The sequence below is a fragment of the Mycobacterium novum genome, assembly GCF_010726505.1.
GTDB classification, from domain to species: Bacteria; Actinomycetota; Actinomycetes; order Mycobacteriales; family Mycobacteriaceae; genus Mycobacterium; species Mycobacterium algericum.
This window is the reverse complement of the sequence record NZ_AP022562.1, coordinates 4,224,624-4,244,068: the sequence shown is the minus strand read 5'-3', so window position 1 is coordinate 4,244,068 and position 19,445 is coordinate 4,224,624. Positions and strand designations below refer to the sequence as shown.

The following is a 19,445-nucleotide window of genomic DNA, read 5'->3' as shown; positions in this document are numbered from 1 at the left end:
TGCTGCTATGGGCCGGCTGGACAGGTGCGCGAAGCGCTTACGTACTGCGCTTCACGTCGGCGTGGCGGCATTGATGGTTGTCATCCTGGGACTGGCCACCACCGCCGTGGCTCATGCGGCTGCGGCCAGCGCGACGCTGTCGGTGACATCGACGTGGCAGACCGGCTTCATCGCGCGCTTCGTCGTCACGAACAGGAGCGCGGCGCCGCTCACCGATTGGCGGCTCGAATTCGACATGCCGGCGGGACAGTCCATCTCGCACAGTTGGAGCAGCACCTTTGCGAGATCGGGTACGCACCATGTTCTCGGTCCCGCCAATTGGAATCGCATCATCGCGCCGGGTGGTTCGGCCACCGGTGGTTTCCGGGGCGTGCTGACCGGGACGTATTCGCCACCAGTGAACTGTGTGCTCAACAGGCAGTATCTGTGCAACTGATGTCGCGCCTGGCGGTCGGATCAGCGCCGTTGTTCGGCTGCTGCGGGGCCCAGGGACCGACCGGCTCGTAGCCGGCGGGCGTCAGTTGACCGTCGGTGGCGCCTGCGGTTGGTACGGCTGGTACCACCACCAATCGGCACGCTCACCGGTCGGCCCCGGGTAGGGCGCAACCTCGGGCGGCGGGCCGCTGGGCGGGCGCGCCAGCGACCCTGAATGGAGTTCCGTACCGCCGCTATCGGTCACCACCAGGTGCTCGGGTGGACCGGCGATGGTGATGATGCCTCGATGATGCTGGCGGTGGTGATACGGGCACACCAGCACCAGGTTGCTGAGTTCGGTTTCCCCGCCGTTTTCCCAGTGCACGATGTGGTGGGCGTGCAGCCCGCGGGTGGCGCCGCAGCCGGGAACCACACAGGTCCGGTCGCGATGCTCGAGGGCGCGGCGCAACCGGCGGCTGATTCCGCGGGTGGTGCGCCCGGCGCCGATGGGTTCGCAGTTGCGCTCGAACCAGGCCTCAAAGGTGGCGTCGCAGAGCAGGTAGCGGCGCTCAGCCTCGGAGAGCACTGGGCCCAGGTGCAGTGCGGCGGCCTTGTGTTCGACGTCGAGGTGCACCACCACGGTGGTGTGTTGGCCGTGGGGTCGGCGGGCGGCTTCGCTGTCCCAGCCGGTTTCGATCAGGCGCATGAACGCATCGGCGGTAGTCGGCAACGGCAGCTGCTGCCCTGATGCGCGGTCATCATTGTCATGGTCGTGTTTCCACGCGGTAATCAGCGCATCCAGATGCGACTGCAGGGCGGCGTCGAATTTCGCCGCGTCGTGGTGGTCGAGTTTGATGCGCCAGCAGCTGCCGTGTTCGTCGCTGGTCTTGGTGATCGAGCGTGCCGGTTCTGGCCGGGGGTCGGGTTGCGGGCGTGGTTCGAGTTTGACCGCGGTGCGCAGCTGGCTGACGGTGGCCATCCCGGCCAGCTCCGCGTAGTGCTCATCGGAGCCGTCGCCGCCGCGCTGGGCGATCACCCCGATCTGGTCCAGCGACACCCGGCCTTCCCGCATCCCCTGTGCGCAGCGTGGAAACTCGTCGAGCCGGTGCGCCACGGTGCTGATGGTGTGCGCGTTACTCGGGGACACTCCGGTCTTCCAGGCCACCAGTGCCGGGATCGAGCGCGCCCCAGTGGCCCCCCCACAGTTGGTCACGTTCGATCTCGGCGACGATCTCCACAATGCGCCCGTCGATGGCATTGCGTTGCCCGGCCAACTCCGCCAACTCATCGAACAGCACATCAATGCGCTGGCACGGACCCAACTTGGTGCTGCCGGCAGGTGCGGTCGAGGACATGACATCAGCATTGCAGGAGTGTCCGACAAGTTCGGCGAGCAAACGTCCAATGGGGGAAAGCCGATCCGGCACGTCGGCTGCGAACCGGGTTCGCCGGCTCGCGCCGAAGTGCCGGCCGCCATCGGCAGGAGTCATCAAGGCTCCGCGTCGATGGCGGAGTCGCGGTGTGTGGCCAGGTGGTGCAGGATTCGTTCGTTGAGGGTGGCGAGCGTGTCCAGCTCAGCCGGGGTGAAGAGGTCGACGAAGTTCCGGCGGACGTCCTGGACGTGTCCGGGTGCGGCCTTCTCGATCGCGGCGCGGCCGGCCGGCAGCAGACAGACCATGGTGCTGCGGGCGTCGTTGGGGTTGGGCTCGCGGCCGATCAGCCCGTCTTTCTGCATGCGCCGCACCTGATGGGAGAGGCGGCTCTTCTCCCAGCCCAGTGTCTGGCTCAACTGGCGGGCGGACATGCGGTCTCCGTCGAGAGCCGAGAGCGCCGCCAGGACCGAGTAGTCGGCCCCGGACAGGCCGGCCTCCAGCAAGCGCCGGCTCAAGTGGGCTTCGATCTGTTGGTTGGCGTCTATGAAGGCTCGCCAGGCGCGGCTTTCACGAGGGTTCAGCCAGTTCGGTTCCATCCACAGATGCTACCCCAAATTGGTTGACGCATCATCCAAATCGGATTAAGGTTGAGAGGTCAACCTTTTGATTCGTCGACCAAGACGGGATATCTCATGAACAGCATCAGCATCATCGGCCTGGGCAACATGGCCGGCGCGCTGGCCGGTCGGGCGCTCGCCGGCGGCAACGAAGTCGAGATCATCGGCCGCGACCCGGTCCAAACCAAGGAGTTGGCCGCCGCGCTCGGCGCCACCGCCGGGACGGCCGGGACCGCTCCGGCCGGCGATATCGTCATCCTGGCCGTGCCGTACGCCAGCGCAGCAGCGGTGGTCAGCGAGTACGGGGATGCTTTGCGCGGCAAGGTCGTCGTTGACATCACCAACCCCGTCACCCCCGATTTGACGGGTTTTGTCACCCCCGAAGGCAGTTCCGGCGCGCAGGAGATCGCCGAGGCCGCCCCCGCCGGCGCGCATGTCGTCAAGGGATTCAACACCTTGTTCGCCAACGTTGTGGCGGACAGCCCGGCCCAGGGCCGCCCGGCGGACGTGTTCATCGCCGGCGACGACGCGTCGGCCAAGGCGCGCGTGTCGGACTTCATCGAGAGCCTGGGGCTGCGTCCGCTGGACGCCGGGCCGCTGTCGATGGCGCGGGCACTTGAGAATGTCGGCCTGCTGGAGCTAAGCCTTCTCAACCACTCCATCAAGCACACCGACTTCTTCGTCGGCGCCAACGTTCTCAGCTGAGCGACAACCCGAGAACAACCACCCCTTGCACCTCCATTGAAAAGGACAGTCACATGCGCATTTTCGTCGCCGGCGGGACCGGCCACTCCGGTTCGTACATCATCCCCGAACTCGTCGCCGCCGGGCACGAGGTCACCGGCCTGGCCCGGTCGGACACGGCAGCCGCGGCCCTGACCGCGCTCGGCGCGAAAGTGCACCGCGGCAGCCTTGAAGATCTCGACGGGCTCAAGGAGGCGGCCGCGAGCTCCGACGGGGTGATCCACGTCGCGCACCGCCAAGACCTGCTTCCGTCCGGCGGGATCGACGCCGTGACCGCCGCGGAAGTACCGGTCATGCTCGCTTACGGCGAGGCACTCGCGGGAACCGGGAAGCCACTGGTCGCGGCGGGCAGCATGGCCTCGCCCGGGAACCTGGGGCGTCCGGTCACCGAGGCGGACCCGGCCCGGCCCAGTGGGAACGAGTACGGGGGCACCCTGCGTTTCCGCAATGCTGTGGAACTCGCCGTAATCGGCCTCGCCGAGCGGGGAGTGCGGTCTTCGATCGTGCGATTGCCCACAGTCGCGCACAGCACGACCGATCGTGCCGGCTTCCTGCCGGGGGTGATCGCGCTTGCGAAAGAGAAGGGCATCGTCGGCTACCCCGGCGACGGCGAGAACCTCTGGGGCGCAGTGCATATCCGCGACGTCGCCAGCCTGTTCCGCTTGGCGCTGGAAAAGGGCCCGGTCGGCAGCTACTGGCACGCGGTGGAAGACGGGGGTATCCCGTTCCGGGAGATTGCTGAGGCCATCGGCGGCCGTCTGGGCCTGCCCGTCGTGAGCATTCCGGTGGATGAACTGATGCTGCCGGGATACTTCGGCATGTTCACGAATCTGGTCACACTGAACCTTCCGGCCTCCAACCTCATTACGCGCCGAACCCTCGGCTGGGAACCCACTCAACCCAGCCTGCTCGCCGATCTGGACAACGGGAACTACTTCCCCGGCCGGTTGACGGCCTAGCCGCGCGCCCGACCACACCTAGTCCCAGGAGGGTTCATGACCACGTTCGCCCCGCACCGCGAAACCTTGGAGTACTTCGTCGACTGCATTCATGGCGGCGCCGACAAAGACACCCTCGCCAATCTGCTCGCCGAGGAGGTGGTGATCTACAGCCCGTTCGGCGGTGAGCCGGTCACCGGCCGCGAGGTCGCGGTGGAGACCATAAAGACCGTGAACGGACTCGCATCCGACGACAGTTACCTGGAGGTGCTCAGCGGCGAGACCCACCACGCCGCACACTTCCGGCTGCAAGTCGGAGATGCGGCGGTCAACGGCATATTCTTCGTCCTGCCCGACGCGGACGGCAAGATCGCCGAGGTGAGCATCTTCTACCGCACCCTGCCAGATGGCGTTGCGCTGCAACGAAACCTGGCGGATGCAATCGGTATGCAGCCCTGGGAGTTACGCACGACCGGGGAGTGACCACCAAGCCCGTCAGACCGTCCGACGATTGCCCCACGTGGTGATTGCGTGGCCGGCGAAGTCGAGTAGCGGCGCCAGTCGGCGCCCCGGGCGGTGTCATGTTCGTCCTTCATCCAGCCGACTCCCACACGGATGTCGAGGCGGCCGTCGCTGAGCACGTCGAGCGTTGTCAGCTGCCGGGCCAAATGCGTTGGCTCGTAGTAGAACGTGCTAAGCGTGCTGGCGTTCAGTCGCACTCGGTTGGTCGCCGTGGCGGCGACCGTCCACAGCAGCACCGGATCGAGGTAGCGGGTCATCTGCGGCGGGTACGGCTGCTCTTTGCCCGGATAGATGGCCCGCATGTGCACCTCGGCAGAATGCGCTCAGGCCAACAGCGCTGGTAACGGCAGGCTCGACAATGGGAATGACGGAACCGAGCTTCATCGCGTGAATCCTCTCCAGGCGCACAATTGTCGGCCTGAGCTGACTTCTGACATAGCGAAACCTCCTCCGGCTTGGCCCGCACCGGCGTCTCAGCCGAGGTTCACGCCGAGAGAGAAGTTCAAGTTCCCCACGCCGTTGCCGGCCAGGCCTACTGACAGCAGGCCGGCGCCCTCCAGCCAGTGCGCCATGCCCAGATCGCCGGTGTCCTGCGGGCGCATGCCGAGGCTCCTGATGAACGTAGACACGCGCGCTTTGGCCTGAGCGTCATCGCCGGCGATGAACACATCCAGCGGACCACCGGCGGCCAGTACGTCGCGAAAGAGTGTGTTGAACGCCTTGACGACGTGGGCGCTGACCGGGGCGGCCTCGGCGATCATTGTCGCGACGGAGGTGTCGTCGGGGACAGCCAGTCCGGTCGCGCTGGGGTTGAAGGGGTTGGTGATGTCGACGATGGTCTTGCGGCCAGCGCGTCCCCGAACTGGCTGGCGATCGGTACGGCGCTGTCGAAAAGCACTGCGAGGATGACGATGTCGCCGGTTGGGGTGGCGCCCCACGTTCCGGCCGTCGCGCCGTTGCCGAGCGTCCCGGCCAGGGCTGCGGCCTTGGCCGCATCGCGACCGATGATTTCGACGGCGTTGCCGCCCTTGACGGCGAGAGTGCCGATGGCGCTGGCCATGTTGCCCGAGCCGATGATGCTGATGCTGTTCATGATGTGCTCTCTTCCGGTTGTGGTCTCGTTCGGGTGCAGGCCGACGGTCTGGGTGGGTGAGGTCGGGGTGGGCTTGGCCGTTACCCCGTGTGGGTGAGGAGTTCCCAGGGCTTCATGCCGAGCAGACCGGCAAGATGTCCCTGCATCTCGACGCCGGTCGGCAGCGGGCGCCACCAGATCGTCACCTCGGCGATCTGGCCGTCCGCGTCGAGGCGGATGTTGTCCATTCCATTGACCCCGGTGTCGTTGATCTCCAACCGGAAGTGCGCGGCGTGGTGCGTCTCGCCGGTGAGAACCTCCCCATAGCGGAGGTCGGCCGCCATCACGCTGACGGTCCGGATGGCTTCCAGCACCGCCTCACGGCCGGTGACCGGTTCGTCGTCGAGTGGGCTGTACAGGACCACGTCCTCGGCAAGAATGCCGGAAAGGGCGTCTTTGTCTGCACCGCCGTTCATGCAGTCGACAAAGGCCTCTACCGTCTCGCGGTGCGGGGCGAATGTGGTCATGGCTACTCCTTGTGTCCTTGTCTCTCCGTGTCAGATGACCGTGGTGCCGCCGTCGACCACCAACTCCATGCCGTTGACGTAGCTCGAGTCATCGGAGGCGAGGAACAATGCGGCCGAAGCGATCTCCTCGGGTTTGCCCATCTCGCGGCGCGGGATCACCGACTCGAACTGCGCCTTCATTTCCTCGTCCATCACCTTCGCCAGCATCGGCGAGGAGACCTGCCCGGGGATCAGCACGTTCACCCGGATCCTGCGGTCCCGCAACTCCGACACCCACACCCGTGCGTAGGCAGATAGCGCGGCCTTGCTCGCTGCGTAGACGCTCCAGTTGGGGTAGCCCCGCAGCGATGCGTTCGACCCGGTCATGAAGATCGAGCCGCCATCGTTGAACAGCGGGAGCGCCTTCTGAACGGTGAACAGCGTGCCGCGCGCGTTTAGCCCGAAAGTGGCATCGAACTGCTCCTCGGTGATCTCGCCGAGTGTGGCCTGCTCGCCCGTCCCGGCACTGGCCCACAACACATCGATCGCGCCCTTTTCCCGTTTGACTGTGTCGAACAACCGGTCCAGATCGTCGAGGTCGGCTGAATCGCCCGGCACGCCGGTCACGTTCCGGCCGATCAGTTCGACGGCCTCGTCCAGCGCATCCTTGCGCCGGCCCGAGATGAAGACCTGCGCCCCTTCGTCAACGAACAACTTGGCACCGGCCAGCGCCATACCGCTCGTCCCGCCGGTGATCACCGCGACCTTGCCCTCGAGCTTTCCCATGATCCGCTCCGCTCACTTCATTTGAGACTATGTATACCGATCAGTGTATGTACCGTATCGGAAGATCGCAGCGATGACAAGCTATGCACACCGATCGGTACCCAACTGGGCTATGCTGGGCGGATGACGGAGATGGAGAAGGGGCCGCAGGGGCTGCGCCGCGGCAGGGGTGCACGAGAACGCATCCTGCGCGCTTCCCAACAGCTGTTCCGCGATCAAGGCATCAACAGCACCGGCATGGATCAGCTCTGCGCGGTGGCCCAGGTGTCCAAACGGACGTTCTACCAGCACTTCAGCGGCAAGGATGAGCTGATCGCTGAGCACCTACGCCGATTCGATCCTGACGTGCTGCCCGAGGTGTTCGACCGCAGCGACCTCAGCCCGCGCGAACGGCTGCTTGCCGCCTTCGACATCCACGGCCCGCTGTGCCCGTTCATCGCCGCGGCCGTCGAGATCAACGACCCGGACCACCCGGCCCGCCTGCACGCCCGCGACTACAAGAAAGCCTTTGCCGCGCGGCTCAGCGCGACCGCACGCGAGGCCGGCGCCACCGATCCCGACCAGCTCGGCGAACAACTGGCTCTGCTGCTCGACGGCGCCTCGGCACGCAACCGCGTCCTCAACTCCGAGAACTTCGCCACCGCAGCCGCCATCGCCGCCGTCCTCATCGACAACGCCATCCCCGCGGCAGCGGTACCGCTTGGCGCACGCTGACCCGCCGAACAAGGAGGCGACAATGCGCGTTGGGCGCTCGGTTGCTCGATTCAATAGCCGCTTCACCAACCGGGCGGCGCTGCGGGTCGTAGGACGCCTGCCCGCCCTGGGAATACTAGAACATACCGGACACCGAACCGGAAACCATTACCGCACACCGCTGCTCGTTTTCGACACCGCCGACGGCTACGCCCTGCTCATCGGCTACGGGCCTACGACGCATTGGGTCCGCAACGTTCTCGTCCATGGCTCGGCCGCCATCCGGAAGCACGGCCGCACCCACCAGGTCGCCAAGCCGCGCCTGCTCAGCAAGAGCCAAGCCGCTCACACCGTCAAACCGCTTTCGCGGCCGCTATACCTGCTGTTCCCGTACAACGAGGCGGTACTGGTGCTGACACGTCACCCGCAGTGATCGGGCTCCTGCGGACACATCGCACGATAGTGTTTCACGGTGTCAGGGCGATGAAGCCCGCTGCCAGGAAGGGGCCCGCGGTGTGTGCTGCTGAGGCGGGCATCCGCATTGAAGACCCTTCACCCACTGCCGGCACGATCCGCGGGTGAATCACGTATGAGTGCGACGGAGCATGACGGACTTGCAGAGCCGCCAGGCCCCGAGGCCGACGCCTGGCGCCGGCTTGTCGACGCCATGCGTGCCGCGGGGGAGCAGGTGCTCACCGATACCGCGGAGCTGTCTCGAATAGAGCAGGCCGACGGACTCCGGGCGCTGCTGCGGTCGTTCGCGAATCAATTGGGCCGCTTCGAGGTCGACCGGGACAAACCCGAGTTGGTCCCGTTCAACGGCTGGCGGCAGAAGTTCCTGATGGACAACCCGGATTTTCGCTACTGGGTCGCCGACATCCGTGCCGATGGGCGGTACCGGATTCGCGGGAACCGTGGCGATGCCGCCTATGTCTCGATCACGGTCTATGCCGGTGCCGGCGGTACCGATGCCCAGGCCAGCGCGCGGATAGACAGTGACGCCCTGACTTTCGATGAAGCCGGCGGCTATCAGGTCAGTCTCGGCGGTCAGCGGCCGACGACGGGGGACTGGCTGGATCTGCCCGCGGGCGCGACCGTGGTGTGGGTCCGGCACTTTCACAATGACGTCCATCACGACGCCATCGGATGGTGTGCCATCGACCCGGCCGCCCAACCTGCGATACCGGTGCCGATCGACCTGGAGAGGTTCTCCCGCCAGCTGATCAGATTCGCAACGGCGACAACCTATCTGCCGCAAATCTGGGCCGCCGCCACCGCGGCAGACCTGGCCCAACCCAACCAGATGCGGCACTGGGAGGAGATGACCGGCGGGGCGGTGTACACCGAGCCCGGCATCCATTACGTGCGCGGGGGGTGGCAACTGGCACCAGGCGAGGCACTGTTGATCGAGGGGGAGACGGTGGACTGCCGCTACTGGAACATTTTGGTCTACAGCCGCTTTCTCAATTCCCTCGACCACCGTCATCGCCGCGTCTCTTACACCGGAGCCACCGCCACCGTCGTCGGCGACCGGTACCGGTTCGTGCTGGCTGCCGAGGATCCGGGGGCGAGTGACGCCGACTGGATCGACACCGAGGGCCGTCCGGAGGGCATCGTGGTGATCCGGTTCTTGCAGCCTGTCCGCACACCGCAGCTTCCCACGGTCACGCGTGTGCGGCGCAGTGACATCCGGGCGCAAGGATGACCCGGTGGCATGCGCCGCAGCGGACTGCCGCGGCACAGCAGATCTACCGGTCGGCCGAAGAGGACCGGGGCGTGCGGCCCGAGAGGTATCGGCTCGGTGTCGACGCCATAGACCCGGTGATCGACCGGGCCTCGCGTGGACGTGGCGATGCCATGTTCGGCGAGGTGGCGGACTGGAAGCCCGGCCTGGAGCACTATCTGGGGTCGGCGGCCGAGGACGGCCGGCTCAACGCCCTGGGTGCCAAGAATGCGCACAGCACCGCGGTGGGACGGCTGCGTGCCCGAGCGGCGATCGACACGTACCTGCGCGAGCATCCCGACCTGGAGCAGCGGCCGCTGACCGCACCGATCATCATCACCGGCGGCTGGCGTACCGGGACCACCTTCTTGTTCCGGCTGCTGGGTCGCGACTCCCGACTGCGGGTACCGCTGCCCGCGGAACTCGGCGCGCCCTGGCTGATGGCCGGCGATCTGAAGCCCCAGCAGCGAGCAGAACGGTTGGCTGCCGGCGCATCCGGCCATCAGATGCTGCACATCCTGAACCCGACCATGGCGGCCGTCCACGATTCCGGCCCGGACCTGGCCGAGGAATGCGTCCTGGCGATGGGCACCACGTTGCGTAACTGGGGCTTCACCGCCACCACCCGGCTGGACGGGTATGCCCGCTGGCTGGCAGGCGAGTCGTTCGCCGCGGAATACTTTCAACACCGGCGCATCTTGCAGATCCTCGATGCCGACGACGGACGGCGATGGGTCCTCAAGGCGCCGGCACACACCGCTGAGCTCGAACATCTGATCGCGACCTATCCCGGTGCCTGCGTGATCTGGTTGCACCGTGACATCGTCGAGACGGTGGTCTCCGGGGCCAGCCTGTTCGCCACCTACCGATCCACCTACAGCGATCATGTCGACGGTCACGATGTCGGCCGGTTCCAGACCGAGCAGACCGAGCTGTGGCTGCGGCGCGCGGTCACAGCTCGCAAATCCTCAGCGGCACAGACCGTTAAATGGCTGGACATCCACTACCCAGACCTGGTCTCCGATCCGGACGCGACCCTGCGCCGGATCTACGCCGCCGCCGACCTGGACGCCGGGGACTCCACGGCGATGATCGCTGAGCACCACAGTGCCCAACCCCGCCACGGAAAGGGCCAACATCGGTACGTGGCCACCGACTTCGGGATCGACCCGCAGGCTCTGCGCGAACGCATGCTGTTCTACACCGACACCGTGTCGCTGGCGGCTGGGTAGCGGCGCCGGTCAGCTAGACCAGGCGGGTTTCTTGAGGTGGTGGGACGTCGGGATGGCGCACGATCTGGACTGTCGCGCTTGCCAGTTCGCCAACCCCGCAGATATCCCAGCAAGGCCCAAGCCGACCCCGCAGTGACGGGAATCATTACGACACTTAAATGTGCTGCCGCAGAATCGAGTTCGGACGCAGAAATTCGAAGCCTGGTCATGATCGCGTTATGTCTACACTTCATCCATTCGCGCCGGGCCGAGGATCGATGGGATGCCGTGGACAAGGCGGCACGCCTGCGCCACGCTACTGGTTTGGCTATAGTCCTGTTCGGGCGAGGAGATCAGCCTGATTTGGTGAACAGCAAAGCGCGAGAGGAAGTCCATGAGGACGATCACACACCGCCACGCCGCAGCCATCGGCCTGATCGCCGTCACAGTGACCGCGGTGGGGTGCAGCCATCGAGAAACTTCCGACGCATCGGCGCCACCTCAGGTCTTGCTGATCGCCACCACCACGGCTGGAGTCCCGGCGCCACCTGCCGATGTGAAGCTCATCGGGGAGCGAGGCGTCGAGGTAACCCTGACAGGGCCGATCGCTGCTAAGTACTCGTCGGCAACTGAGAGTCAGAAGGAGTCTCTCGGCAAGCCGCTGACTGGCGACCACAACGCAGGCACACGAGAGAGCGGCGTGGTGTTTCAGCAATTCCAAGGCGGCGCGATCGTCGCCAAGAACGGCGAAGCGGGCACGCCGGCATACATCGCCGAGGGCAAGATCCGGGACGCCTGGAATGTCGAACGCGACCAGGATGGCGTGCCTGCAGTTCCCGGGAACAACGGTTCGGCGGGGCCGTTGGGCATCCCAACGAGTGACCAGACCACCGTGGGCGATCAACTGGTGTCGACGTTCGAGCACGGAAAGATCGCCTACGACACGAAGACCGGCCAGGTCGAGGTGACGGTCAACGGCAAGGCCGTACCCTCCGGGCTGTAACGCAGGGTCAAGGGCGAACGTCCAGGCTCGAGTCGGCCGGCTGACCGACCTTAGTGGCATCCGCCATATTTGATTCCGTAGTACCGGAAACCCGCCATATTCGATCCTGCCGTATTCCTGGCTCGCAAGGTTGTTGCGGACGATGCTGCATCGTCCGCGCAGATATGTATCACCGGTGATACCCTGTGCATATGGCTGGGGTGGTGACCGTTCGCGACCTGCGCAACCACGGTGGGGAAGTGCTGCGCAGGGTGGAACGGGGCGAACGAATCGTGGTGACGCGTGATGGCGCGGCAGTGGCCGAACTGTGCCCGTTGCCACGGCCTAGCGTGAGTCCGACTGAGCTGATTCGCCGGCGCCGGAACCTGCCGCGGGTGGACGTCGCGGCGTTGCGTTCGGACGTGGACAGCGTGATGGATCCGTCGCTGTGAAGGGATCGGCTGGCCAGTCAAGGGGCATGCTCGACACGTCGACGGTGATTCTGCTCGGCCGATTGGCGGATCCCGACGAGTTGCCGAACGAGTCGGTAATAAGTGCCATCACTCTCGCCGAGCTGTCCGTGGGGCCGCATGTCGCTCGAACCGATGCCGAACGTAGTGCCCGTCAGCAACACTTGCAGCAGGCGGAGGCGGATTTCGAGGCCCTTCCGTTCGACGCCGAGAGCGCACGTGCTTTTGGGGGCGTCGCTGCCGCGCTGCGGACGTCGGGCCGCAAACCCGCCGCGCGGGCCTACGACGCGCTCATCGCGGCCAGTGCCGTCGCGCACGGTGTGCCGTTGTACACGTGCAATCCCAGTGACTTCTCTGGGATACCCCAGCTAGACCTGCGTGTGGTCACACACCCGGAGCCTGGATAGCCACGACCTACCTCGCATCTACATTTCGTCTACACTTAGTGCATGGCAGCAGAAACCACCACTGTGCGAGTCCGCCGGTCGGATTCTGAGCGTCTCCACTCGCTGGCCAAGGATCGTCAAGCCGCCGTCGTCGACGTCGTACACGCAGCAATCGACGCCTTGGAGCGGCAGGAGTTCCTCCGGGGACTCAACGAGGATTACCAGCGGCTGCGCAAGGACCCCGACCTCTGGGAGCAGTATCTGGGTGAGCGTCACGAGTGGGACGCACTGGCTTGATCTGGCGAGGAGAGATCTACTACGTAGATCTCGGTCAGCCAGTCGGCCACGAGCCGGCTTTCCGCCGCTCAGCGGTCGTGGTGTCGGTCGACATCCTCAACAACGGGCCGGGCGGGCTCGTGATGGTCGTCCCGATCACGACCGCCCGCTACGGCCTGCGAAGCCACGTTGAATTGGAGCCCGAGGGTAGCGGACTGAATCACACGTCCTACGCTCGCTGCGACCAATTGCGAGCCGTCTCAGTCGAACGCCTGTCATCTCGCCAAGGAATGATCGGCTCAGACCAGATGCGGGCCCTTGACCAGGTATTACGCGTCGTCCTCGATCTATGACGTTCGGCTCGCGGGCGTGTCGACTCGGCGGCGCGCCGAAAGACGTTGGCTAGCAGTGCAATACGACGTAGATGGCTGGAAATCCGCCGTATTCGATCCCGCCGTATTCCCGGCGATGCGGAGCAGCAGGTCAGATGGAATCTGTCAGGGCAGAGGCGCTGGGCCGACGCCGCCAATCATCCGGGGTTGACCGTCCTGCTTTGTGAGGGTTCACGCGACGCTGCTGAAAATCGCCGCAACCAGCCCGCCCAGGGTCAGCACCCCAGCGATCGCCGAGAAGCAGATCGCGCGGCGTCGCCGGCCTCGGTGGGCGCTGTCGATCGCCACCGCGATGCTGGCGAGGACCAACGCTGCATAGACCGACAGTCCCACTGTCAGGATCGCCGCTTGCCCGGAGCTGGCCAGCGTCACCTTGTGCATGCGGTGAGCCTACGGGGGGGACGGCGGCAGCTCACCAATGGTCGGGTCGAAAGGATCACCGCCGGGGCCGGCTCCTGTGAAGCGCCGATTGCGGTCGTGGCGGCTGCATGGCACGACTTCGATGGCGGGGAATGCTGCGCCGCAGCGGGTTGTTGTCGCGACCGTTCGCATTCGTGACCTGATCAGCGCCCCGGAGGGATCATGGCGTCACAGCAAGCATCAACTGGGAGAGAGCACCTCGTCATCGGAGCCGGTGAGCTCGGCGGCAACGTTGTTGCCGCACTGACTCGTCGGGATGACGCACCGCCGGTGACGGTGCTGCTACGGTCGTCGGACACACCCCGACATGCCCGCCTCCGCGATGAGTTCGCGGCCCGCGGCGTCGGAATCGTCGAGGCCGACATTGCGACGGTGTCGGCGGCTGAGCTGTCGACAGTGCTTAGACGGTTCCACACGGTGGTGAGCTGCATCGGATTCGCGGCGGGGGTGGGAACCCAACGAAAGATCACCGAGGCCGCATTGGCGGCGCGGGTTTCGCGATACTTGCCGTGGCAATTCGGCGTCGACTATGACGCGATCGGACGCGGTAGTCCTCACGACCTGTTCGACGAACAACTCGACGTGCGCGATATGCTCCGCGCCCAGAGCACCACCGAGTGGGTGATCGTGTCGACGGGCATGTTCACCAGCTTCCTCTTCGAACCCGGCTTCGGCGTCGTCGACCTCCCCGCCAATACTGTTAACGCACTTGGCAGTTGGGACACCGAAGTCACCGTCACCACTCCGGAGGACATCGGCGTGCTCACCGCGGAGATCGTCCAGACCCGCCCGCGCATCGCGAACCAGGTCATATACGTCGCCGGTGACACGATCACGTACCGCGAACTCGCCGAGATCGTCGGACGGACCAGGGGAGCCCAGGTCATCCGCAATGAATGGACCGTCGCGCATCTACTGCACGACCTCGACCGGAACCCCGACGACGGACTGAGGAAGTACCGTGCGGTGTTTGCCCAGGGCAAGGGCGTGGCATGGCCGAAGGCCGGTACGTTCAACGTCACCCGCGGCATCCCCACCACGACCACCGAGGAGTGGGCGCGTAAACACCTCAGCGCGAAACATTAGAGCTGAGAATATCGCCTCATGCCGCCTGGGCACGGGGAGAATTGCTGCATGTCGACCGCGCTCTGGATCATTGTTGCCATGCTCGCTGTCGGGACGATCGCCGGCGGGCTGATGCGACTGCAGGCGTGGTTGCGCAGGCCGGTATCGCCTGAGGTGATCGACGCTGCGCGCCGCGATGACGCCGAGGACGAGTAGCGGCAATGAATTTGTGAATCGCTTCGCCTACGGTCACCCCATTTCGCGGTGCGCCTGACACCTGAGCAGGACGCATTGATTTCGCCGTGCCGCCGAGGTGGAGGGGACCGACCTGACAACCTTTACGGTGTGTGCCACCGTCGCGCACGCTCGCGATGTTCTCGCAGACCGGCGGCACTTCTTACTCGATGACGCCAATTGGGCTGAGTTCAGCGCCTTGCTCGACCGGCCCGTCCAATACAGGCCGGCATTGGCGAAGATGTTCGACAAGCCATCGCTGTTCGATCCTGAGGCGTGAGTGGCTACAGCCGCCCACGGCCACTCAGCGAGTCCGACGATGTCGGGATATTTGACGGTGGAGAACTAAGTCTGGACGACTACCTCCGCACCCGTGCGCTGGCCAACCACGCCGGCGGCGCATCTCGCTGCTTCGTCACGTGCCAGGGGGGCGTCGTCGGCTACTACGCACTCGCGTCAGGGGCAGTGTCATACGCCGACTTACCGCGCCGAAGCGGAAAGCCTTGCGGAGGACGAGGCTGATCGTGCTGAGGCGCTAGGGGTCGGAGCGAACGGCAAATCGGCGACCTTGAGCTGACATAATGTACGTTATCGGCGTTAGACTACACCGAGTTGCATTAGGTGAAAGGGCTCGCACCCCTTGATGACGATTCGGCTGTCGGACCTTGTGGCGGGTGCAAAGTTACGTTCCGCCGGGGCTGCCATCCTCAGCGCCGGTAAACGTCCGCGCGATGATCGACGGGTAAGTCCCCTGGGGTGGTGGGGTTTCGTGACCGGGGTTGAACTGTGCGGACACGTTCGAGGTGTGTCGTTGCCGGTGTTGGGGTGGGCCATCGCGTAGTGGTCAGTGAGTTACCTACCAAGTGACTCAACAGGAAGACACACGACGCGATGACCCAGGATCATTCTGCCCTGCTTGCTCAGCTCGATGCACTGAAGTCCGCTGATGGCGGCGCGGTGTTTGCCGAGCTGATCCGTGCTGGGCTGCAGGCGCTGATCGAGGCCGAGGCCACTGCTGCGATCGGTGCCGGCCGCTATGAGCGCGCCGATGGGCGCACGGTGCACCGTAACGGCCATCGGCCCAAGACGGTGTCGACCACCTCCGGTGATGTCGAGGTGGGCATCCCCAAGCTGCGGGCCGGGTCGTTCTTTCCGTCGCTGCTGGAGCGCCGCCGCCGCATCGACCGCGCACTGCACGCGGTCATCATGGAGGCTTACGTGCACGGCGTGTCCACCCGCAGTGTCGATGACCTGGTGGCCGCGATGGGCGTGCAGTCAGGGGTGTCCAAATCGGAGGTCTCGCGGATCTGCGCTGGCCTCGACAAGGAGATCGAAGCGTTTCGGACCCGCAGCCTGGCTCACACGACGTTTCCGTACGTGTTCTGTGACGCGACGTTTTGCGGCTCTTCCGACTTGATGGGGGTCCTGGGGTGACCGATTCGGATCGTGTCGGTGACTGATTGAGGGCTCGCGCCCTTGTGAACTGGGTGTTCTTCACGCATCCAACACAAGAAGGGCGCGAGCCTTGTCCAACGATAGTTCCTTGCTGCTCGGTCTCGATGGCATCGTCGTCGATGCGGTCCGCGTCGGTCACGATGGTGTCCGGGTGCTCGAGGTCCGCACCGCCCCGGACTGGGTCGGCCGGTGCACGACGTGCCAGACCCGGTCCACTGCCGGCCACCGCGGTTGGGTGATCACCCGACCGCGTGATGTCAAGATGGGGCCAGGACGACCGCTGATGGTGTGGCGGAAGCGGAAATGGCTGTGCACCAACGACTCATGTGAGAAGAAGACGTTCACCGAGGCGACACCAGCGGTCCCACCGCGTGCCCGGATCACGCTACGGGCGAAGACCGAGATGGCCCACGCGGTCCTCGACGATGACCGGTCGGTGGTCGCGGTCGCTGACGCCTACGGCTGCACCTGGAACACCTGCCACGCCGCGGTGGCCACGACCGCCGATGCGGCCCTTGACGGTGAGCCCGAGCCGATCACCGTGCTCGGCATGGATGAGACCCGCCGCGGCAAGGCCCACTACGAGACCGACCCCGACACCGGCGCGCGGATCTGGGTCGACCGCTTCGACACCGGACTGGTCGACATCGCCGGCGCCGGGGGCCTGCTGGTGCAGATCAACGGCCGCTCGGCCAAACCCGTAGCCAACTGGCTCGCTGAGCGTGACCCAGCCTGGCGGGCCGCCATCGACTACGTGGCGATCGACATGTCGAACACCTACGCCAAAGCCGCCCGCGACGCTCTGCCCCACGCCCAGCTGATCGTCGACAAGTTTCACCTGGTCAAACGAGCCAACCAGACCGTTGAGGCGGTGCGCCGGCGCACCACTTGGGACAACCGGGGACGACGGGGCCGCAAAGCCGACGGCGAGTGGCTCAACCGGCGCCGGTTGCTGCGTGCTGCTGAACGTCTCACCGATGACCAGCACGCTCGCCTGGTCGCCGCCCTGGCCGCTGCTGATCCCGCCGGCAACATCCTGGCCGCCTGGATCGCCAAAGAGCTGCTGCGCGACGTGCTGGCCTGCGCTACGACCGGCGGCGCTCGCGCCGACGTCAACGCCGCCCTGTGGCAGTTCTACGACTTCTGCGCCGCCACCGCTGTCCCGGAGATTCACGACCTGGCAAAGACCATCGAAACCTGGCAGGCACCAATGATTCTCGCGATCACCACCGGCCTGACAAATGCCCGCAGTGAAGGCTACAACCGGATCGTCAAGCACGTCGGCCGGACCGCCTTCGGCTTCCGTAACCCCACCAACCAACGCCGCCGAGTACGGTGGGCCTGCACCCGCCAATCACGGCGAGCGCCACTCAGAGCCAGGCGGCTACGCCCCTGCTAACTCGGAAGAGCCCGTTTTGCAAGGTCCGGATCGGGGCGCACGTGGTCTCTCAGGCCCTGGTGGTGGCCACCGGGGTGTCCATCGACGGCACCCGCGAAGTGCTGGGGACCGCTGTCGGTGACAGTGAGTCTTATGAGTTCTGGCGTGAGTTTCTCGCCTCGCTGAAGGCACGTGGCCTCGCGGGGGTGCATCTGGTGATCTCTGATGCCCACGCCGGCCTGAAATCGGCGGTGGCCCAGCAGTTCGCCGGTTCGTCGTGGCAGCGGTGTCGGGTGCATTTCATGCGGAATCTGCACACTGCGGTCTCGGCCAAGCATGCTCCAGCGGTGACGGCGGCGGTCAAGACGATCTTTGCTCACACCGACCCCGAGGAGGTGGCCGAGCAGTGGGACCGCGTCGCTGACACCCTGGCGGAAAGTTTCCCGAAGGTCGCAGCAATGATGGGCGAGGCCAAGACCGATGTGCTGGCGTTCACCGCGTTCCCCAAGGCCCATTGGCAGAAGATTTGGTCGAACAATCCGATCGAGCGGTTGAACAAGGAGATCAAACGCCGCGCCGATGTCGTGGAGATCTTCCCCAACCCGGCTTCGTTTCTGCGCCTGGCGACCGCGGTGGTCATCGAATCCCACGACGAATGGCAAGTCACCCGGCGTTATCTCTCCGATGTCTCCATGGACGAACTACGGGCGGTCATCGCGAAGAAACACGCCGCGGAAGCACTTGCCAAACAACACCAAATCGCCTAGCGTTCAACATGACTCGTTGATCGCAACGCGTGAACCACGCCAGATCCGAAGTCCACCACTCAGCGGGACGCTATCTGATCGACACGCTGAATCAGCACCAGTGAGCGCCCCTGGTCGATCCGGTACAACAGGCGGTACGGTCCGCGCCGGGCGCTATACAGCCCGGTCAGTTCACGCCGGAGCGGCTTGCCAACGCGGTGCGGTTCGTGTGCCAGGTCGCCGAAAGCGAACTCAATCACGGCCGAGAGCACCCGTGGCGGCAGCTTGTGCAGGTCGCGCCGCGCGGTGCTGGTGAACCTAACCGTGTAACCCATCGGCTACGTTAGCCGGCACGCCGAGGCGCGCCGAACTCGGCACGAATTTCGTCCTCGCCGTACGTGCGCCCAGCGTCAATATCGGCGTCGGCCTCAGCAATCGATTCTTTGATCCCGGGCTGGGAAAGCCAGTAGAGCGTCTCTTGCAACGATTCCCACTCGTCGGCGCCGACGAGCACCGCCGCCGGTGCACCGTTCTTGGTGATCGTGATCTGATCCTGCGTTTGGGCGACCGCATCGACGTACTCGTTGAGCTTGTCCTTCATCTTCGAGATGGCCAGTATCCGCATGTCATCCACATTAGCCTAAATCACGGCCGATGATCGGCTTGAATTAAGGCCGATGTTCCTCGCCGCGGCCACGCGGCAACTCGCACCTGCCGAGCACGCACCGGTACCAGCAGGTATGTCCGCTGGATGTGGCTTCCGACCGAGCCGGTGTCGCTGATCTCTTCTGTCGATCCGGAACAAGTTGGCAACAAGCTGCGACGACTTGACGGCTGACCGGTTGCGTCCGGCTTCCCGAAACCATCGGACACTGGCGGCCGCCCCAGCGCGAACGCTGCTGCCAATCGACGAACCTCAGATCGGCATCACCCCGGCCGGACCCCAATCCGTCTGGATGTGGCAAGTGTCGGACGCGCAGCGGTTCCCGCCTGGCTGGCAATACGTCACAGTGACGAAATATTCGGGTGTCCCGGCTGCCGA

25 protein-coding genes and 5 pseudogenes are annotated in these 19,445 nt (G+C 65.3%); 20 read left to right on the top strand and 10 right to left on the bottom strand.

Annotated elements, in window-relative coordinates; genetic code table 11:
- Positions 1-7 precede the first annotated feature (7 nt).
- Complete coding sequence (locus G6N19_RS19985) at positions 8-436, top strand: cellulose-binding domain-containing protein (protein ID WP_083040271.1); 429 nt, start codon at positions 8-10, stop codon at positions 434-436.
- 81 nt (positions 437-517) lie between these two features.
- On the opposite strand, the pseudogene G6N19_RS19980 reads toward G6N19_RS19985, so the two are convergent.
- Together G6N19_RS19980 and G6N19_RS19975 are read right to left on the bottom strand one after the other, a co-directional pair.
- A pseudogene (locus tag G6N19_RS19980) lies at positions 518-1,769 on the bottom strand (HNH endonuclease signature motif containing protein).
- Positions 1,770-1,903: 134 nt separating this feature from the next.
- Positions 1,904-2,383 carry a MarR family winged helix-turn-helix transcriptional regulator gene (locus tag G6N19_RS19975; RefSeq protein ID WP_041317892.1) on the bottom strand — a complete coding sequence of 160 codons (480 nt, stop codon included), beginning with the start codon at positions 2,381-2,383 and terminating at the stop codon, positions 1,904-1,906.
- Between the two features lie 96 nt (positions 2,384-2,479).
- On the opposite strand from G6N19_RS19975, the gene G6N19_RS19970 reads away from it, so the two are divergent.
- Genes G6N19_RS19970 through G6N19_RS19960 form a run of 3 tightly spaced genes read left to right on the top strand, consistent with a single transcriptional unit; the run spans position 2,480 to position 4,569 of the window.
- Positions 2,480-3,109 carry an NADPH-dependent F420 reductase gene (locus G6N19_RS19970; protein ID WP_013828973.1) on the top strand — a complete coding sequence of 210 codons (630 nt, stop codon included), beginning with the start codon at positions 2,480-2,482 and terminating at the stop codon, positions 3,107-3,109.
- Between the two features lie 53 nt (positions 3,110-3,162).
- The gene (locus G6N19_RS19965) at positions 3,163-4,107 is read left to right on the top strand and encodes an SDR family oxidoreductase (protein WP_013828974.1); all 945 of its coding nucleotides are present in this window, start codon (positions 3,163-3,165) and stop codon (positions 4,105-4,107) included.
- Positions 4,108-4,143: 36 nt separating this feature from the next.
- Entirely contained in the window at positions 4,144-4,569 is a 426-nt protein-coding gene (locus G6N19_RS19960; protein WP_013828975.1) for a nuclear transport factor 2-like protein, read from the top strand.
- Here the strand turns inward: G6N19_RS19960 and G6N19_RS21475 are convergent.
- The 5 genes from G6N19_RS21475 to G6N19_RS19940 all read right to left on the bottom strand — a co-directional run bounded on the left by G6N19_RS21475 (position 4,476) and on the right by G6N19_RS19940 (position 6,972).
- Positions 4,476-4,865 (bottom strand): LLM class flavin-dependent oxidoreductase, encoded by a 390-nt coding sequence (locus G6N19_RS21475; protein ID WP_232062726.1) that lies wholly within the window; start codon positions 4,863-4,865, stop codon positions 4,476-4,478. The genes G6N19_RS19960 and G6N19_RS21475 overlap by 94 nt on opposite strands.
- A 216-nt stretch (positions 4,866-5,081) precedes the next feature.
- Positions 5,082-5,369, bottom strand: a complete 288-nt coding sequence (locus tag G6N19_RS21470) for an NAD(P)-binding domain-containing protein (protein ID WP_232062442.1) — start codon at positions 5,367-5,369, stop codon at positions 5,082-5,084.
- Positions 5,366-5,701 (bottom strand): NAD(P)-binding domain-containing protein, encoded by a 336-nt coding sequence (locus G6N19_RS21465; protein ID WP_013828977.1) that lies wholly within the window; start codon positions 5,699-5,701, stop codon positions 5,366-5,368. Before G6N19_RS21465 ends, G6N19_RS21470 begins: the two co-directional genes overlap by 4 nt.
- A gap of 80 nt (positions 5,702-5,781) precedes the next feature.
- Entirely contained in the window at positions 5,782-6,207 is a 426-nt protein-coding gene (locus tag G6N19_RS19945; RefSeq protein ID WP_013828978.1) for a nuclear transport factor 2 family protein, read from the bottom strand.
- Positions 6,208-6,237: 30 nt separating this feature from the next.
- Positions 6,238-6,972, bottom strand: a complete 735-nt coding sequence (locus G6N19_RS19940) for an SDR family NAD(P)-dependent oxidoreductase (protein ID WP_193465501.1) — start codon at positions 6,970-6,972, stop codon at positions 6,238-6,240.
- Between the two features lie 123 nt (positions 6,973-7,095).
- On the opposite strand from G6N19_RS19940, the gene G6N19_RS19935 reads away from it, so the two are divergent.
- The 9 genes from G6N19_RS19935 to G6N19_RS19895 all read left to right on the top strand — a co-directional run bounded on the left by G6N19_RS19935 (position 7,096) and on the right by G6N19_RS19895 (position 13,066).
- Entirely contained in the window at positions 7,096-7,686 is a 591-nt protein-coding gene (locus G6N19_RS19935; protein ID WP_041317895.1) for a TetR/AcrR family transcriptional regulator, read from the top strand.
- 22 nt (positions 7,687-7,708) lie between these two features.
- A complete protein-coding gene (locus G6N19_RS19930; protein ID WP_041319838.1) occupies positions 7,709-8,098 on the top strand; it encodes a nitroreductase family deazaflavin-dependent oxidoreductase in 390 nt (129 codons plus the stop codon).
- A 234-nt stretch (positions 8,099-8,332) separates the two neighbouring features.
- Complete coding sequence (locus G6N19_RS19925) at positions 8,333-9,370, top strand: DUF1214 domain-containing protein (RefSeq protein WP_193466460.1); 1,038 nt, start codon at positions 8,333-8,335, stop codon at positions 9,368-9,370.
- Positions 9,367-10,620 carry a sulfotransferase family protein gene (locus G6N19_RS19920; protein WP_193465500.1) on the top strand — a complete coding sequence of 418 codons (1,254 nt, stop codon included), beginning with the start codon at positions 9,367-9,369 and terminating at the stop codon, positions 10,618-10,620. Before G6N19_RS19925 ends, G6N19_RS19920 begins: the two co-directional genes overlap by 4 nt.
- A 373-nt stretch (positions 10,621-10,993) precedes the next feature.
- Positions 10,994-11,602: an LGFP repeat-containing protein gene (locus G6N19_RS19915; RefSeq protein ID WP_193465499.1), complete on the top strand. Its 609-nt coding sequence runs from the start codon at positions 10,994-10,996 to the stop codon at positions 11,600-11,602.
- A gap of 191 nt (positions 11,603-11,793) precedes the next feature.
- Positions 11,794-12,033 carry a type II toxin-antitoxin system Phd/YefM family antitoxin gene (locus tag G6N19_RS19910; protein WP_041317904.1) on the top strand — a complete coding sequence of 80 codons (240 nt, stop codon included), beginning with the start codon at positions 11,794-11,796 and terminating at the stop codon, positions 12,031-12,033.
- 26 nt (positions 12,034-12,059) lie between these two features.
- Positions 12,060-12,458, top strand: a complete 399-nt coding sequence (locus tag G6N19_RS19905; RefSeq protein ID WP_041317907.1) for a type II toxin-antitoxin system VapC family toxin — start codon at positions 12,060-12,062, stop codon at positions 12,456-12,458.
- 42 nt (positions 12,459-12,500) lie between these two features.
- On the top strand, positions 12,501-12,734 hold the full coding sequence (locus G6N19_RS19900) for a hypothetical protein (RefSeq protein ID WP_041317910.1): 234 nt from the start codon (positions 12,501-12,503) through the stop codon (positions 12,732-12,734).
- Positions 12,716-13,066: a type II toxin-antitoxin system PemK/MazF family toxin gene (locus G6N19_RS19895; protein ID WP_232062441.1), complete on the top strand. Its 351-nt coding sequence runs from the start codon at positions 12,716-12,718 to the stop codon at positions 13,064-13,066. The genes G6N19_RS19900 and G6N19_RS19895 overlap by 19 nt, the downstream gene beginning before the upstream one ends.
- A 210-nt stretch (positions 13,067-13,276) precedes the next feature.
- On the opposite strand, the gene G6N19_RS19890 is transcribed toward G6N19_RS19895, so the two are convergent.
- Positions 13,277-13,486, bottom strand: a complete 210-nt coding sequence (locus G6N19_RS19890) for a hypothetical protein (RefSeq protein ID WP_013828986.1) — start codon at positions 13,484-13,486, stop codon at positions 13,277-13,279.
- A gap of 201 nt (positions 13,487-13,687) precedes the next feature.
- Between G6N19_RS19890 and G6N19_RS19885 the strand changes: the two genes are divergently transcribed.
- The 7 genes and pseudogenes from G6N19_RS19885 to G6N19_RS19860 form a co-directional block, all read left to right on the top strand.
- The gene (locus G6N19_RS19885) at positions 13,688-14,611 is read left to right on the top strand and encodes an aromatic alcohol reductase (RefSeq protein ID WP_041317916.1); all 924 of its coding nucleotides are present in this window, start codon (positions 13,688-13,690) and stop codon (positions 14,609-14,611) included.
- A 48-nt stretch (positions 14,612-14,659) separates the two neighbouring features.
- Positions 14,660-14,806 carry a hypothetical protein gene (locus G6N19_RS19880; RefSeq protein WP_193465498.1) on the top strand — a complete coding sequence of 49 codons (147 nt, stop codon included), beginning with the start codon at positions 14,660-14,662 and terminating at the stop codon, positions 14,804-14,806.
- 97 nt (positions 14,807-14,903) lie between these two features.
- Complete coding sequence (locus tag G6N19_RS21460) at positions 14,904-15,104, top strand: type II toxin-antitoxin system TacA family antitoxin (protein ID WP_408632454.1); 201 nt, start codon at positions 14,904-14,906, stop codon at positions 15,102-15,104.
- Positions 15,101-15,316, top strand: a pseudogene (locus G6N19_RS21720) (GNAT family N-acetyltransferase); the annotation flags it as partial. The gene G6N19_RS21460 and the pseudogene G6N19_RS21720, both read left to right, overlap by 4 nt.
- A gap of 399 nt (positions 15,317-15,715) precedes the next feature.
- Positions 15,716-16,225 (top strand): annotated as a pseudogene (locus G6N19_RS19870) (transposase); the annotation flags it as partial.
- 77 nt (positions 16,226-16,302) lie between these two features.
- A pseudogene (locus tag G6N19_RS19865) lies at positions 16,303-17,678 on the top strand (ISL3 family transposase).
- A gap of 14 nt (positions 17,679-17,692) precedes the next feature.
- Positions 17,693-18,424, top strand: a pseudogene (locus tag G6N19_RS19860) (IS256 family transposase); the annotation flags it as partial.
- Between the two features lie 59 nt (positions 18,425-18,483).
- Here G6N19_RS19860 and G6N19_RS19855 read toward each other — a convergent pair.
- Both G6N19_RS19855 and G6N19_RS19850 read right to left on the bottom strand, forming a co-directional pair.
- Positions 18,484-18,738, bottom strand: a complete 255-nt coding sequence (locus tag G6N19_RS19855) for a type II toxin-antitoxin system RelE family toxin (protein WP_232062440.1) — start codon at positions 18,736-18,738, stop codon at positions 18,484-18,486.
- Positions 18,739-18,746: 8 nt separating this feature from the next.
- The gene (locus G6N19_RS19850) at positions 18,747-19,028 is read right to left on the bottom strand and encodes a type II toxin-antitoxin system Phd/YefM family antitoxin (RefSeq protein ID WP_041319839.1); all 282 of its coding nucleotides are present in this window, start codon (positions 19,026-19,028) and stop codon (positions 18,747-18,749) included.
- Between the last annotated feature and the right edge of the window lie 417 nt (positions 19,029-19,445).